Below are 15,054 nucleotides of genomic sequence, written 5' to 3'. Positions count from 1 at the left end.
AAAGGGTCGCAACACTATCAGGATTTTGGTGCGGTCGAGAAGACTCGAACTTCCACGGGTGTTACCCCACAGCGACCTCAAGTAAACCGCGTGTAAACATTCCGTCTAACGCACTGAAAACTTGGTGTCTTTGACCGCGTGACCTTCTTGGGTTCTTCGCACAGTTAGGTACTGCGAGTACGACTGTTACTGTAACAGAATCCGGGTGGTCAACCCGTACATGTAAGGGTGAGTCAGATTGACTCAGTTTGAGGACGCTGAGTCGAACAGTATAGTTGGTGGTAGCCAGAAGTTTTGAGTTAAGCTCTTACGAGCTTCCTTTAGCGGAGGATAATTAAGTGTCGCAACCACTGGAAAACATTGACCAGGCAATAATTTCCATCCGCTCCTTTTTACGAGAAGGCTATGCAGAAGCGTTTCTTCAAGGGGGACATTTTGAACCAAAAGAGGGCTGGGCACCTATGGTCGAAGCTTGTTCGGTAATCTCGGCAAACGACCAATGTCTAAATGAAGAACAGAGGCAAAATCTTCGACAAGCAGTGGGCACACTCCAAGCGGATTCAAATCGGTTGGTGGAACTACTCAAGGCGTACTCTGCTAACGAAGACATGACAGACGCTGAACTTGAGAGAATGAAATTCCAGATCAGTACTGCTGTTAACACCACACAAAAAAACTTTGGGGAAGCGGCAGCACGACACTATGAGTTGCTAGGCAAGACCAGTCGACAAGAGATTGAAACCGACGACGCCGAAGCCCCAAAAATTGTCAAACAACTCAACTGGATCAAGGCTAACTGGCGAAAATCCCCAGCGGTTCTCTTTTTTGCTGCCCTCATAGCGACTGCCACGGTTGCGTGGAGTTTAAGGTCTGAAATTTGGGGAAAAATATCCGAACCGAAACCGATTGGCGAGTTTGAAATCGAATTCATTAACAACACTGACGAAACTTTCAAAGTTAGCAACCGCGCAGAGCTATACGGTTGTGCTCCCTATGTGCCCGGAACAAATACCCGGGTTGCATCCGGCTTGCTAAGTGTTTTGAACAAAAACGGTCAAATTCAACTCAGCCCTAGCAAATCCCTTAAGGTGAAAGCTCTATTAGCAAATGAACCCAAGTGGCTATCGCTGGTGGATGAAGCGGATCTTTTTCTTCAAGTCTTATTTAGCGCATCCCCCCATCCAGTTGGTCAGGAATTTGTATTGGAGCGTTCACTCTTCGAGAACGGCATTAGATTTACAATTGAGGGACGTCACAATTTGAACCTTTGCGCCGCGCGGTAATGGCATCAGCCGATTAGCGATTCAGTTAAATCGGTTCGAACAAGGCATTCCGGTACAACTCCATCTCCACCCCTAGCACACTCGCCAAAAACCTAAGCTCCCCGCTCTCCCATCCATCCTCAAACGCTTGCATCAATCGACGCTTCTCCGCGTCCGACTTCGAGCAAGGGTAACAAAGACCGACAACATTCTGATACATGTGCCGCGCCCTACTCTTCTCGTCGCAGTAGAAGAACCGCATGTACCCATCAATGGCGTTGAAAAGCATTCCAGAGCGGTTGTTGCCTTCTCGGCTCTGTGGGCGTCGGTTCAGTTCCCTGTTGGCTTGATCAAAAAGCTCAGGGCCAAGAATGGACAAGGCGTCGTTTGGCAATGCGCTCAGAGAAGCCCTGAGAGACTCGCTGAGGGGTGATAGGGGTTTGGTGATAGGTGGGGACTCTTGGTGGGTTTGAGGGAACGCCGAGTCGACAGAGGAGTTTTCGAAATTGGCCGCTGAGTATATCTTGCGCATAATAGCTTTTTGAAAGAGGTGAGAGTTTGCGTAATGGAGTGTCCGTTTTGGGCACTCTTTTGAAGTTGGGATAACAATCCATTTGGCTCGACAAGCCCGGCGATCTATTGTGAAAGGATAAATTTTATTCATAGGTCGTCGACATGCAGATTTATCCACATATAGATCAAGACCGGTTAGCTCATGAGATTTCCGAGATAATCGCCAAAAACGAGGATGCTGTGCGTCCGTTAACAAGGTACCACTCAGCATTTCGTTCGACCGCGAGGAAAATCTTTGAGGACAAACGGTACTCTCAGTTTTCCGTTGCAGAAAACGCAATGTCACCCTTGTTGAAAATCGATTTTAGAGAACTCCAGCCTATAAGTTACACCGAAGAAGACTTCCTACGTCGTGAATTTTATCGTGGGTTAGCAGAAGCTTACATATCGAGGATAATGGAAGGCAGCAGTCAAAGCGCGATAACAAAAAGCGATGTGCTCAGCGCGATGATATCTGTCGGAACAGCCGCTCGATTGGCACCCGAAGACACCTTGCGACAAGTGAACAAGGCACTTCTGGTGAGCATCTGTCCTTACTGCCCCTGAGAACACGAAATGGACTACAAAGGCATAATAGACTTCAATAAATACACCTTGGCACTTGCGACCGGTGGCCTGATCTACACGTTTGAACAGCTTTCGAAATTCAAGGAAGGATTCCCTGTCTTTGTCCTTTTGTCCCTCTTGTCACTGTTTGCAGTCTCGTTGGTTCTTGCAATTGCATTGTTTGCTGCTGCTACCAAAGCGCTCCACCTAAACAGCGACAATAATAAAATGGACAAATCAATAAGGCTCCTTGGATCTTGGCATTCATTTTTGCTGGGAGTCGCCACAGTGGGCTTAGCAATAACTATGTTCATTCACGCTTTGACAGAACTAAAATCGGAAGCGACTGAACCGCTTTGTTGCTGTGTTTCGTGCAACTAATAGGTTGTCCGTCGTCAGGGATTTTGGGACAGATAGCGGCGTGAGCTAAGAGAGGGTCTGGCACATCTGGTTCATGTGATTATGCGGCGGATTTGCGGTGAAGCAAGCGTCGCGTTTCGATGGTCTTTAGTTTGATCCTTTCTCGTTGTTGCAGGATGGTCTGTTCGCGTCCGAAGTAGACATCGGCCGGGGTGAGGTTTTGTAGGCTCTCGTGATAGCGTCGATGGTTGTAATGATCGACAAAGGCATCGATCTGTTGCCTGAGATTGCCGGGCAGATAGTAGTTTTCCAGCAGGATGCGGTTCTTCAAGGTCTGGTGCCATCGCTCGATCTTCCCCTGAGTTTGCGGGTGATACGGAGCACCTCGAATATGATCCATCTGCCGGTCCTCCAGCCAATCGGCCAACTCGCTGGAGATGTAACTGGACCCGTTGTCGCTGAGCAGCCGTGGCTTGTGCAGAACCGTCGCCTGATCACAACCTGAGGCTTGCAGCGCCAGGTCCAGCGTGTCGGTCACATCGCCCGACTTCATCGTCGTGCAGAGCTTCCAAGCGATGATGTAGCGGCTGTAATCATCGAGGATGGTCGACAGGTAGAACCAGCCCCAGCCGATGACCTTCAGGTAAGTGAAGTCGGTCTGCCAGAGTTGGTTCGGCCGAGTGGTTTTATCGTGGAACTCGTCGGCCGCCGACAGAACCACATAGGCCGGGCTGGTGATCAGGTCGTAGGATTTCAGGATGCGATAAACCGAAGCCTCTGAGACAAAGTACTTTTCTGTGTCGGTGAACTGCACGGCCAACTCACGCGGCGACAGATCGCTTTCCTTCAGAGCCAGGTCCTTGATCTTCTCACGCATCAGCTGCGGAATGCGGTTCCAGACCCGTGATGGCTTGGGGCTGCGATCCTCAAGCGCCTCGGGGCCGCCAGCCAGATATCGGTCATACCAGCGATAGAAAGTGGTTCTGGGGATGCCGAGTTTGTCCAGCGTACGCCTGGTCGGAAGATGCGACCCTTCGACGAGGCGAATGATCTCCAGCTTCTCAGATGCGGGATACCTCATTCGTCTTCGCCCCCATCCCCGATCATGCTTTTTTTGAGAAGCCGCAACTCAAGGGCCTGCTCGGCAACAACCTCTTTCAGGTCGCGAGCCTCACGGCGCAGATCCTTGACCTCCGTCGAGGTCGCCGCACGAGCCGTATCGCCAGCAAGGCGTTTCTTCCCAGCTTCAAGGAACTCTTTGGACCAACTGTAGTAGAGGCTCTGTGCAATGCCCTCACGTCGGCACAACTCGGCAATGCTCTCTTCGCCCTTCAGGCCATCCAGCACGATCCTGATCTTCTCTTCCGCTGAATACTGCTTGCGGGTGGCTCGACGGATGTCTTTGACGACCTTCTCGCCGTGGCTCTTACGGGTTCCGGGTTTCTGTCTCATCTCCACTCCTTGGTGGTTACGATGTGCCAGAAACCCTCTCTTATCAAATCGACTCAAACTGCCCCATTGGTGCTGACGTCAGACAGATCCTGAACCAGTTGTCTCGCGGCTCGAACAACGTCCTGAAACGTCATCACGTTGTCTTTCATGATAGCCGAAGCGCCCTTCAAGATACGGAGCACTTGCCCAACGCGACCGCCGGACAACCCGTAGAGCCGAACCGCCATTTCCCCTTCATCGAAATCGATCTTTACGCCGTGCTGCTCCAATAGGCTGAAGATGCCGAAGACAGCCTCCGAATAGGCCACTTGATCATCTTCGTTGCCCCAGGAATATGGTAGGATGTGGACCGTCTTCAGTGATCGCTCGCGGAACTGCTCGTTTTCATCGATGATCTTCTGAAACTTCGGCAGTCCCGCCAGGATCAAAGTAATCCCGGCGTCGTCTATCAGTCGTTTGAAATGGTCGCCCGTCGCGCGCGCCGAGAGGTTGGCACCTGTTTCCGCACAATGATTGCATTCATCCAAAGCGATGATCTCAAGACCCTCGTCGTGCACGTTCTGAATCAATCGCGTTCGAAGATCGCCGATACGCTCACGTGGCCCATAGGAGTAGCCGAATGACCGCAGCATGGTGCGATACAAATCCAGATCATTAGGTTTCGCAGGAATGGCCTCAAGTCCGAAGTTCGGGGATGGGACCGTCTTTCCCGGACCTTGGGTGGTGCGCTTCAGAGCATCCTGGAGATCATGGAGAAGATCAGTCTTGCCGCATCGGGTTGGTCCAAGCAGTGGAATGATTGCACCTGTTTGATGCCGGGCCAATTCGACGGCACTGCGCATCTCATCGAAGCTGTCCTGATATGCGCGATGCCGGATGCGGATATCCAGCAGGCTCGGGTCAAACTTGCTGGTCACGGCTTCGATCTCCGTTCAATTTGCGGCAGTGACATGGGTCGGGCAAGCATGGTTCGAGTGTCATTCGAAATGTCACCAATAGCCTGTTCAATTTCTTACGTGGCTGTATGGGGCGTTTTCGAGTTCTCGATGATCTCTGCGTCCCGCCTACGCTGAGCGTTCATTTTCACACGCTGCTTGCGTTTTGTGCCCAATGGTTTGTCCCCATGGTGAAATTTTTTGGCTATCGCCGCCAGAACCCTCTGCCCCGACAGGAATTCTTCGGGATCCGGCGCTAAAGTTTTTCGGATCCGCTTCAACTCAGATACCGAGATGGCTGGCATGAAGGCATCTTTGGCGGAAACCATGATCATCGTTTTATCACTTGGGTGAATGACCCCAATGGCGCGGACATCTGTTGGGTCATAACGGATGGAAAGGTCATGGCCACCACCGATTTCGTCGAACAGCTTCCGAAGTGCGCTCGACGAATATTGGATGCGCTCAAACTCAATTCCATATCGATGCAGTTTGCGAGTGGCACGGCCACCGAAAAACATCTGATTCATTTGATCGGGTGTGGGTGGCTCGGGGATAAAGAAATCCTCGCTCAACCTTTGAGCACATTTCAGGGGGCTTTCTGTGGTCCTCAGTGCGGACTCAATTCGGCGCTGCGGGGTCGTCGCGAAGACGTCGTGCCGCCATCTCTGCATGACGGTCTCAAACTCCTGAAATGTGAGCCGCGCCTCTTTCATCGCCTTTTTTATCCGGTCTTTACCCTTCATTTCGGCAGTGACGGTTGCTCCTGACAGAGTGGTTAGGAACATATTCAACGTCCTGAAGAACCGCTCGATGAAAGGCTTGCCTTGTGGGGTTCCAGGTAGGTTCGGATTCAACTCGAAAAGAGCAGCTTTGACGGCACTTTCGATAACATCCCCTGAGTTTTCGCTGCCCTGGTCCGTCACGACATTCATTGGGCGCCCGTAATATGGAAACCTGTTTTCGATTTCGAACTCGTCAAAGAACCTGTCTGACTTGGGCAGCATCATTTCCTTCAGAGTCTGGACAGTCAGAACGGACGCCGGTTCTTTCAGGCTGAGTTGCATGCCGACGCACATTCCTGTCGCGCAATCAATGGCCGCACACACCCATGGTCGGCTCACTGTTCCTTTGTCATCGACAACGACAAACAGGTCGACTTGAGTGCTGTCCATCTCCACGCGTTCGAATGGCCTTTCTACTCGCGCAAAGTGACCCGCTTGCAAGAGCCGCATTTTAGCCTCGTGACCGCCGACGCGTGTTTTTACAACATCGGCGTGCGGCAGGCTGCGGATGATCCGATCAACAACCTTTTGGCCATGCGGTTGAGGTTCGATGTCATAATTGGCACAGCGCTCAAGATAAACAGCCCGGGCATCTCTCCAGACTGCCTTCGCTGTTTTGCGGTCCGTTTTCAGATACTGCTCTTCCAGAATATCGAGGACAATTTCTTCAAAAAGCGCATCGTTGCGAGTAGTTCTATTCCCGGATCGGTAACGGCCATCTTCGAGGCCAACGTCACCTTGCTCACGATGTGCCTTTATCCATTTCTGAATTGCCCGGACGCCAGGAAACCTTTCTGCATGCTTTGCGAAACGCAAATCCGCAAGAAAGTGCTTACGCATCAATATGATCCGTTCTTCCCAATTGAAGCCATCTTGCCTCAATCTCTCGGCCATTTTGATGACTTCAGATCGAAACTGAGCGTTCAATCGCTCTTCGATACTTATGTATCGACCAGAAGCTGATGCCTGTTCATCAGGCGCAACATTGCCACGCGATATTTGGAGCCGGAAATCTATGTCGGATATCTCGTGAACCACGCCCTCAGGCGATTTGAGCTGCACTGCAGGCCGCCCGACAACTCGACCGATGACTTCATGCTGAACGCCATCGATACCAATCTGGCGCCCGTCATACTTTTCGATCATCTCTGTCATAGCGCAAGAATCTCCAGATGCGCAGTGCTTCCACCTGCAGCCTTCAGGGTTGTTTTGGGGCCGAGGTCTTGGTTCTGGATGTCGAAAGCAAGGATTCCGGTCAGGATAGATCGGATGATGTCGCTTTGGCTGAGACCAGTGGCACGCATTGCGTCGGCGAAAGTAAATGGACCCTCACCAAGGTTGGCAATCGCAGAGGCAGGTGCTTTTGCCAATTTTTCCCCGGCATACGGTCTCATGTGTTTGGCGTTTAGTGAGAGCGTTTCTGTGAGGATCTGTTCAGTTATCAAAAGCAACTGGTGACCAAGTTCGGCCAGTTGAGCAGGCAATTTGCGGTAGTCAGGATTGTCTGCAATGAAAAATGTGCTTTTCGCCTCGACGAACACGTGACCGCCACAGTTGAGGGTCAACTTGAGATCCGGAGTATACGGGCGTGGCGTAGTGCCGGAGCCTGCATATTCGAGCGTCAGATCCTCTTTCGTCGCGTAGATTCTCCCGGTGTCCAGATCGAAGGTCAGTGGTTGCGGGCGGATCTTCTGCACGCGCGGATCAATCATGGCCAAATACGTCGCTGCTGATTCAAACCGGCTTTCTGTCTGAACAATGCCATCCAGCTTGTGTCCAGACAGGAAGTTCGCCTTTTGGTTCTTGCCGCGTTTGTGAATCCGGCGAGCGGGAGTGAGTGCGTCAGGATCGATCTTCATGCCACGCCAAATGCACAAGCAATGCTGGGAGATCAAGAAAAGAATATTTTACAGTGAGTTAACGAGAGCGAAACGGAAAATTCTGGGCCAGAATTTTCCGTTTCGCCTTCAATATCTGACATTTTTTGGTGTTTTGTCAGAACTATTAGGCTCCAGTGTTTCAAGAATCTGACTTTACACCTCGCGCAGTTAGATCAACAACGATCACCTTCACCTCTTCGACGTTCGGCCAATTCGCGGCGATAGACTTCCAGTAGTTTTGAAGTGCTGCCTCAAGACTCGCAAGAGTCACTCTATTGCCCTCAACCTGCCAAGCACATTCATCTTTGCGTCCTTGCCAAAAGAGAAGGAATACTCCAGCTCCAGCTGCTTCAGCACGTAAATAATCACCTGCAAGTTGATTTCTAAGACGCTCGCAAAGCTTAGGCCCTGACCAACCGTTATCCAGCAGTTTGAGCTCAATTGGCACTGATGCTGGCACTATCGGATTTTGCATCCAGATATCCGGCCTCTGTCCATTGGGCATCTCGTTCTCTTGCGAACAAGTATATCGGCCATTTGCTTTGTCGTTCAGCCAACCAGTGACAAGATTTCTCATCTCGGTCTCACCAGGAACACGCTGCCACGTTTTGTATGGGCTATCGTCTCCCCGCTCGAGCCAATTCCGCAAATCACTTAGGCGACTGACCGATAGGTCAAAAAGTTGACGGTTGGATCGGGGTGTCAGGGCTTGGTCCTGGTTGAAATCATATACTTGTTCGTCAGACCAAGCTTCGATGTCTCCGTCTTGCTCTACGCGACGGTAGGCCTGCACGGCCATCCAAGGCCGTGCTGATCGGTCCGGGTGTTCCTCGGTAAGCTCTCTCAAGGCGATATAAGTTGCCTTGCCGGGAATCTCCGCGAGATGATCAAAGAGTGTGTTTCGCGCAGATTGCGCATCATCCCTCATTTCAGGGCTATAAACCCGCCCATTGTCCCTTTTGATATCATCTGAGGAACGAATATGTTGGTGCATCAGGACATATAAGCGCTTTAGATGGCTCGCTGTTCGAAAGCTTTCAAAACCAGGGCCAAGGTTTGTGCAATGTCTGTCACCGACAAGGTCGGTTAGGACATGTTGTGCGGCAAGAGAGGCTTCATCATCCGGCATGGAATTTAGCCAGTCTTCCAACGCAGGGATACCAGTTTCGGCATTTGTATCCACCCAAAGTGTGAACCATCTTGCTTGCTCGGGCATAGGCAGTTGCTTGGCTGCGTTTTTTTCTGCAAGAGAGCTCAATCGATCACGATCATCGCCGCTTTTTGCGATGAAAAGCGCTTGCCTCAACGCCTCTACATCACGGACTCTGCTTGCTTCCAACCAATCGACAAGCCAATCCGCAATGTGTTCGTGAAACCAGGGTGCGCGATAGACAATATCGTGAAGAATATACGATCGTGGAGCTTCTTCTCTTTCCAGATCCCAACGCAGTTCAGTTTTCAGCGCATCGCTTACGATGATGGGGAAATGGTGGAATGCGCCTTCGACCCATGTTGGAAACCCATTCAGTTCCCAGGTCGCATAGCGCATAGCATGTTTCAATTCATCTTCGCTTAGATTATTGGGGAAGGCTCGAACCTCCGAAGCTTCAATTTCGAGACCTGCCAATCCGAATATGAGCTCCGAAGGCGTTCCATCACTGCAGTATCCCTCAGAAAGCAATGGCGGATCATAGTTCCGCCAATGAGCCATTGCCGCCTCTCGATATTTTGCTGCAACGCTTTCCCCGAAAACACTCGTGAGACTTCTCCAATCATCGCCTCTCCAACGGCTATTGTCGCTTTCCTTCACTTCGTGCATCAGCCAAGCCTGATTTTTAGTCATTTTTCCCGGCTCTATGGAGGCAGGACTAAGCACAAGAGCTGGGTTTGATTTAAGTTGAGCGATCCATCGATTTCTATATTCGGCCTGAACCTTACGTTTTCTCTTAAACCTCTGTTGACGCTTCACCTCTCGTGCTTCCATTGCGCGATGGGCCTTTGGCGGCTTTGCAGCGGACAACTCCTCAAAACGCCGCCGAAGCGTCGGCTTATCTTGCACCTTTGCTCTTAGCGCATCCATCGCGGATGCGGGCATCTCACAATCTACGATCAACCGATAAGCGAGCCAAACAGCCACCAGCTTATCATCTTCCAGACGCTGATCCTCGATAAAACTTAAGACGCGCTCAAAGTCACCTTCTTCAAATCGGAGTAGGCAATTTTGAAAAAGAACCCTCCTGCCGTCCGTTAGCCTATCTTCAGATTGCGCGTTACAGTGCGCGCGTTCTGCTGCAATCCCCGCCCAAAACAAGGCGTCATGAAGCTCAACCCACTCCCGCACATGCTGACCGATGTGCTGAGCTTCCTTGCGAAGCTCAATATCATGCTGCCAATACTTTGTAGCCGATATCATCTGAAGAACCGCAATGCTCGCGGCGTCAAACATGCTTCGAGAGTGAGCGAGGATCAGCGAATTCACCGCACATGCCGCCACGCTCAGCAACCAGGAATTCTCACGAGATACTTTAGTCCGTCCACCTTCTAAATAAGGCCCCCGGTTAAGGCGGTCGTAAAGGCCGTTCACCAGCCTCCGCAACACTTCCTCATCATACGAATCCTCGGAGTCAAGCTGACCGGCAAATTCATGCAGGGCATCATTTAGTCCCGTGACCTCATAACGCTCATAAGGCTGCAGCTTATCAATCGATGCCAGAAGATTATCGACGGAAGCATCATCAGCTTTTTGCATTCTGATAATCTCAGCGAGAACTTGGCGATCAATGGCCGTATCTTTGGCTAATAAGGAACTCCAAAACTCTGCAACTTGATGTTGTGACCCTGCAGTCACGACTGCTCTTGTCGCTGCTACGCGAGCATAGAGACCACGCTCCTCGTCAACGGCGATGTCCATCATCGCCGGAACACAGCTGACCAGCTCTCCCTGCCACACGAAACGCCCAAGGAAGAATAGAGCATCATCATTGTCTCGATACTCATGGATCAATCGCAGAACGTCATCTGAAAGATCACCCTGCGCAATGCGAGCGATTGCATCATTGTGACTCGCAGATTTCGTATCTTCGTCCTGGGCAATACGTTTGACAATATCATCCAAGAAACGTCGCCGCTCCTGAAAAGGGAGACGGGATACGTCACCGCCTTCAATCACGACGCCAGGGCTTATTGCGACCGCTTGTCTACGAATATTCTCGTCGAATAGTATCAACCACGGTAGTAGTGGGCGCAGGCGCGGTGTGATAATATGCTCACCATACTTCTCTCGAAACAACAGGTTTTCAACTGCATAGCGCGAGTTTCCGTTTCTGAGATGATCAAGAAACCATTCTGCAGCGAGTAGCTCACGCACCTCCCGGTGGCGAAATCGAACAACACCGTAGATGGCGTCATCAAACACTCCGCGTTCGAGAAGCGCAGTGACATCACCGGGATCCCAATCCCTCAGGACCATTTTTGCATCGACTCCTTCCTGGTTTGGGCGTCCATCGGGAACACAAATACCTGCTTCCCCAGTTAGAACGACAGCTGCCGCCAACGTTCTGGCACCCTCTCGAGCACGGGTGCGGTTCAATGGCTGTTGCAAAGCCCGATCAGGATTGATTTCGTCCAACCGCTTTTCGATGCCGTGTTGTAGAACATCGAGGCGACTTCCTAATGCTCCTTCGTCCTTCCACTTGTCGATGATTCCGTCGAGATCGAAGGGTCGGCTCGCCACTGAAAGTAAGTTTTTTCTAACAATTTCATCGACAAAGCGGGTGATATCTTCCACGCCGCGCGTTTGAGAAAACAACTGAATGTCCTTCTCGGCGAGTTCGTCAAGCAAATACACTTCAAGAGCATTCTCGGCCTCATCATTTTGGCCGTTCGATGAGGAGAGATCATCAACTTCCGTAGGATCCAACTTCGGTTGGGCAAACGGAAGATACTTGCTCAGCATTGCGAAGTCGGAATGACTTCGCCAAGCGTAAGGTCTGCTGGAGACGAAAATATGTGCACGATGCTGGGCACTTTTTATTCGGTTGGCAAAGCGCCGAATAGCTCTTTCAAAAGCTCGAGGATCAACCAGTCTGGCTTCATCCACCGAATCCAGAAAAAACCAAGCATTTTCAGTCGAAGAAAGCCAACGCTGGAAATCAACTTCGTTGCCAACTTCAAAAGCAAGTTCAAAATCCTGATCTATTTCCTCAATCCGAATAAAGAATGACGTTCTCCCACTTTCCCGAACCTTTTTGGCACGGGACATCATTTCATGCGTCTTGCCAACACCAGCGCCCGCCAAGATTACGCAACGATGTAGTTTTTCAAGCTCGCCCCATCCCGTCGGTTCTCGCCCCGAAACAAAATCCATGATCTCGCGGTTCTCGGCATCTTCTTTAGTCTGGTGGAGGCGGGAAAAGCTACGATGAAGAGGAACAGGGTTGGAAATCGTCATAGCATACCTCCTTAAGGATAATGTGCTCTGAGGGTGGAACGTTCACCGCATTCATTGGAAAGGCAACCCATTGATCTGACAATGAGCCATTCGGAGGTTTCAGAGTGGCAAAAAAGAAGATTTTACAAATAGATATCGGAAATAGATGGAATACTGGGCTCGGACCGTTGGGACTTGGTTGCGGACAATAAATTCCCCGCAACCATTAAGTCAGGATCGAAAATAAACACGAACGATTATGGGCATCGCGAACGATTATGGGCGATCCTACACGCACCTAAAAATCCAGGTTCTCCACACTCAACGCATTTTGCTGGATGAATTCCCGGCGCGGCTCAACCACGTCGCCCATCAGTTTGGTGAACAGGTCATCTGCTTCGACCATGTCGTCCACGCGTACTTGGAGAAGAGTTCGCGCATCCGGGTCAAGTGTGGTTTCCCACAACTGATCAGGGTTCATCTCACCCAGACCTTTGTAGCGTTGCAGCGACAGGCCCTTTTCACCCTCTTCGAGGATGGCACGCAGCAAGTCCAGCGGTCCGTGGATCACCTGGGACCGGTCGCGTCGGACCAAGGTGGCGGGCGTGTTGTAAACTTCTTGCAGGCTTTGAGTAAACGAGCCTGTCTTTCGGGCCTCGCCGGAACGGAGCATCGGGCCGTCCAGCGTGCGAACCTCTTCCACGCCGCGCAGGATACGGGCCAGACGGATGCCGTGGTCTTGCGTGATTCTGCCCTGCCAGCCGCGCTCGTATTCCAAAGCGATAAGGTCCAAACGGGCAGCCACCTTGTCGGCCACACCTTGCAGGTCGGCATCGACCGCGCCGGGAACAAAAGCTCCGGCAACAGCGGCCTGCTCCAGTATGTGACGTGGATAGTGGGTCGGGAAGGCATCAAGAACGCGCTTCAGCTGACGTGCTTCATCGACTACGCGGGTCAGATCCTGACCGATGATTTCCTCACCCGAGCCGAGTTTCAGAACCGCACCCTCAACGCCCTGATTGATCAGGTAATCGTCCAGTGCCGCCTGATCTTTCAAATAGACCTCGGACTTGCCGCGCGACACCTTATAAAGCGGTGGCTGCGCGATGTAGAGATACCCGCCCTCAATCAGTTCCGGCATCTGCCGGTAGAAGAAGGTCAGCAACAGCGTCCGGATATGCGCACCATCCACGTCGGCATCGGTCATGATGACGATCTTGTGGTAGCGCAGCTTTTCGATGTTGAATTCGTCACGGCCAATACCGGTGCCGAGCGCCATGACAAGATTGCCGATCTCTTGGCTCGACAACATCCGGTCAAACCGCGCGCGTTCGACGTTCAGGATTTTACCGCGCAGCGGCAGAACGGCCTGGGTCAGGCGATCCCGGCCAGTCTGGGCCGAGCCACCGGCCGAGTCGCCCTCGACAAGGAAGACTTCCGTCTTGGAGGGGTCTTTTTCGGAACAGTCCTTCAGCTTGCCCGCCAGATAGTTCACATCCATCGCCGTCTTGCGGCGGGTCAGTTCTCGGGCCTTGCGGGCGGCTTCGCGGGCCAGCGCAGCCTCGATGATCTTGCCGACGATGGTTTTGGCCTCGTTGGGGTTCTCTTCGAACCACTCGGCCAGTTTTTCGTTCATCAACCCTTCGACCGCCGGGCGCACTTCGGAGCTGACCAGCTTGTCCTTGGTCTGAGATGAGAATTTCGGGTCAGGCACCTTGACCGACAGCACACAGGTCAGACCTTCGCGCGCGTCGTCGCCCGTAAAGCTGACCTTTTCTTTCTTGGCGATCCCGCTGGATTGCGCATAGTTGTTGATCGTTCGGGTCAGAGCGCCGCGGAAACCGGCCACGTGGGTGCCGCCGTCACGCTGCGGAATGTTGTTGGTGAAGGGCAGAACCGTCTCGTGATAGCTGTCATTCCACCACATCGCGATTTCCACACCGATGTCGTCGCGTTCTCCCTTGATATAGATTGGCTCGGGCATAGCTGGCGTTTTGGACCGGTCCAGATACTTGACGAATTCCTTGACACCGCCTTCATAGAACAGCTCGGTCTCAAGCCGCTCCGCCGGGCGTTCGTCGATCAGGATGATCCGCACGCCTGAATTCAGAAAGGCCAGTTCACGCAGGCGCTTCTCCAGCGTCTCAAACGAGTATTCGAGGTTGGAGAACGTGTTGGTCGAGGCCAGAAACCGCACCTCGGTTCCGGTGCGATCACCGCACTCACCCACGACCTTAAGGTGTTCCGCCGTCTCTCCGCCTTCGAAACGGGCAACGTGCTCGTTGCCGTTCCGCCAGATGCGCAGTTCCAGCCAATCCGACAGCGCGTTCACCACCGAAACGCCCACGCCGTGCAGACCGCCCGACACCTTGTACGAATTGCTGTCAAACTTACCGCCGGCGTGCAGCTGGGTCATGATGACTTCAGCCGCCGAAACGCCTTCCTCGGGGTGGATATCCACTGGAATTCCGCGGCCGTTATCGCTCACCGAAACGCTGGAATCGGCATGGATTTTTACGGTCACATGGTCGGCATGACCGGCCAATGCCTCGTCAATTCCGTTGTCGACAACCTCGTACACCATATGGTGCAAACCCGAACCATCATCGGTATCCCCGATATACATACCGGGACGTTTCCGGACGGCCTCTAACCCTTTGAGAACTTTAATGGAATCAGCGCCGTATTCCTGAGGTGCCTGTGCGTCTTCGGACATTCCGTGAGTACCTATATTATTTTGGTAACTTATACGTTCTCTGGTGGGGATTGTCACGCGATCCCCCAAGATTTTGTGGTGGATTCGGGCGACTTGAACGTGTTCGGCAATCTGCC

Annotated in this window: 9 protein-coding genes; 3 read left to right on the top strand and 6 right to left on the bottom strand. The window is 52.1% G+C overall.

Annotated elements, in window-relative coordinates:
* Nucleotides 1-338 precede the first annotated feature (338 nt).
* The 3 genes from AC2TDJ_RS02855 (at nt 339) to AC2TDJ_RS02845 (ending at nt 2,762) form a co-directional block, all read left to right on the top strand.
* The gene (locus AC2TDJ_RS02855; protein ID WP_480839038.1) at nt 339-1,283 is read left to right on the top strand and encodes a hypothetical protein; all 945 of its coding nucleotides are present in this window, start codon (nt 339-341) and stop codon (nt 1,281-1,283) included.
* A 654-nt stretch (nt 1,284-1,937) separates the two neighbouring features.
* The gene (locus AC2TDJ_RS02850; RefSeq protein WP_480839036.1) at nt 1,938-2,381 is read left to right on the top strand and encodes a hypothetical protein; all 444 of its coding nucleotides are present in this window, start codon (nt 1,938-1,940) and stop codon (nt 2,379-2,381) included.
* Nucleotides 2,382-2,390: 9 nt separating this feature from the next.
* Nucleotides 2,391-2,762 carry a hypothetical protein gene (locus AC2TDJ_RS02845; protein WP_480839035.1) on the top strand — a complete coding sequence of 124 codons (372 nt, stop codon included), beginning with the start codon at nt 2,391-2,393 and terminating at the stop codon, nt 2,760-2,762.
* A gap of 79 nt (nt 2,763-2,841) precedes the next feature.
* Here the strand turns inward: AC2TDJ_RS02845 and AC2TDJ_RS02840 are convergent.
* From AC2TDJ_RS02840 to gyrB, 6 genes are all read right to left on the bottom strand, one after another.
* A protein-coding gene (locus AC2TDJ_RS02840) for an IS3 family transposase (RefSeq protein ID WP_480839033.1) occupies nt 2,842-4,193 on the bottom strand; the annotation gives its coding sequence in 2 pieces (ribosomal slippage) (nt 2,842-3,857 and nt 3,857-4,193; 1,353 coding nt in all).
* A gap of 53 nt (nt 4,194-4,246) precedes the next feature.
* A complete protein-coding gene (locus tag AC2TDJ_RS02835) occupies nt 4,247-5,110 on the bottom strand; it encodes a TniB family NTP-binding protein (protein ID WP_480839031.1) in 864 nt (287 codons plus the stop codon).
* Between the two features lie 95 nt (nt 5,111-5,205).
* A complete protein-coding gene (locus AC2TDJ_RS02830) occupies nt 5,206-7,068 on the bottom strand; it encodes a Mu transposase C-terminal domain-containing protein (protein WP_480839029.1) in 1,863 nt (620 codons plus the stop codon).
* Nucleotides 7,065-7,772 carry a hypothetical protein gene (locus AC2TDJ_RS02825; protein ID WP_480839027.1) on the bottom strand — a complete coding sequence of 236 codons (708 nt, stop codon included), beginning with the start codon at nt 7,770-7,772 and terminating at the stop codon, nt 7,065-7,067. The genes AC2TDJ_RS02830 and AC2TDJ_RS02825 overlap by 4 nt, the downstream gene beginning before the upstream one ends.
* A 160-nt stretch (nt 7,773-7,932) precedes the next feature.
* The gene (locus AC2TDJ_RS02820) at nt 7,933-12,243 is read right to left on the bottom strand and encodes an NACHT domain-containing protein (protein WP_480839025.1); all 4,311 of its coding nucleotides are present in this window, start codon (nt 12,241-12,243) and stop codon (nt 7,933-7,935) included.
* A 277-nt stretch (nt 12,244-12,520) separates the two neighbouring features.
* Nucleotides 12,521-14,938, bottom strand: coding sequence for a DNA topoisomerase (ATP-hydrolyzing) subunit B (gene gyrB, locus AC2TDJ_RS02815; RefSeq protein ID WP_480839023.1), 2,418 nt, complete (start codon nt 14,936-14,938; stop codon nt 12,521-12,523).
* Nucleotides 14,939-15,054 lie beyond the last annotated feature (116 nt).

The organism is Ruegeria sp. HKCCD6647-2 (assembly GCF_057221075.1).
Note: the sequence above shows the minus strand (reverse complement) of the source record. Positions and strands in the feature narration are given on the sequence as shown.

What these genes read in the sequence shown, in the direction of transcription:
- AC2TDJ_RS02850 (WP_480839036.1), top strand. Translation starts at nt 1,938, where the DNA reads ATGCAGATTTATCCACATATAGATCAAGACCGGTTAGCTCATGAGATT.
- AC2TDJ_RS02845 (WP_480839035.1), top strand. Translation starts at nt 2,391, where the DNA reads ATGGACTACAAAGGCATAATAGACTTCAATAAATACACCTTGGCACTT.
- AC2TDJ_RS02830 (WP_480839029.1), bottom strand. Translation starts at nt 7,068, where the DNA reads ATGACAGAGATGATCGAAAAGTATGACGGGCGCCAGATTGGTATCGAT.
- AC2TDJ_RS02825 (WP_480839027.1), bottom strand. Translation starts at nt 7,772, where the DNA reads ATGAAGATCGATCCTGACGCACTCACTCCCGCTCGCCGGATTCACAAA.
- AC2TDJ_RS02820 (WP_480839025.1), bottom strand. Translation starts at nt 12,243, where the DNA reads ATGACGATTTCCAACCCTGTTCCTCTTCATCGTAGCTTTTCCCGCCTC.
- gyrB (WP_480839023.1), bottom strand. Translation starts at nt 14,938, where the DNA reads ATGTCCGAAGACGCACAGGCACCTCAGGAATACGGCGCTGATTCCATT.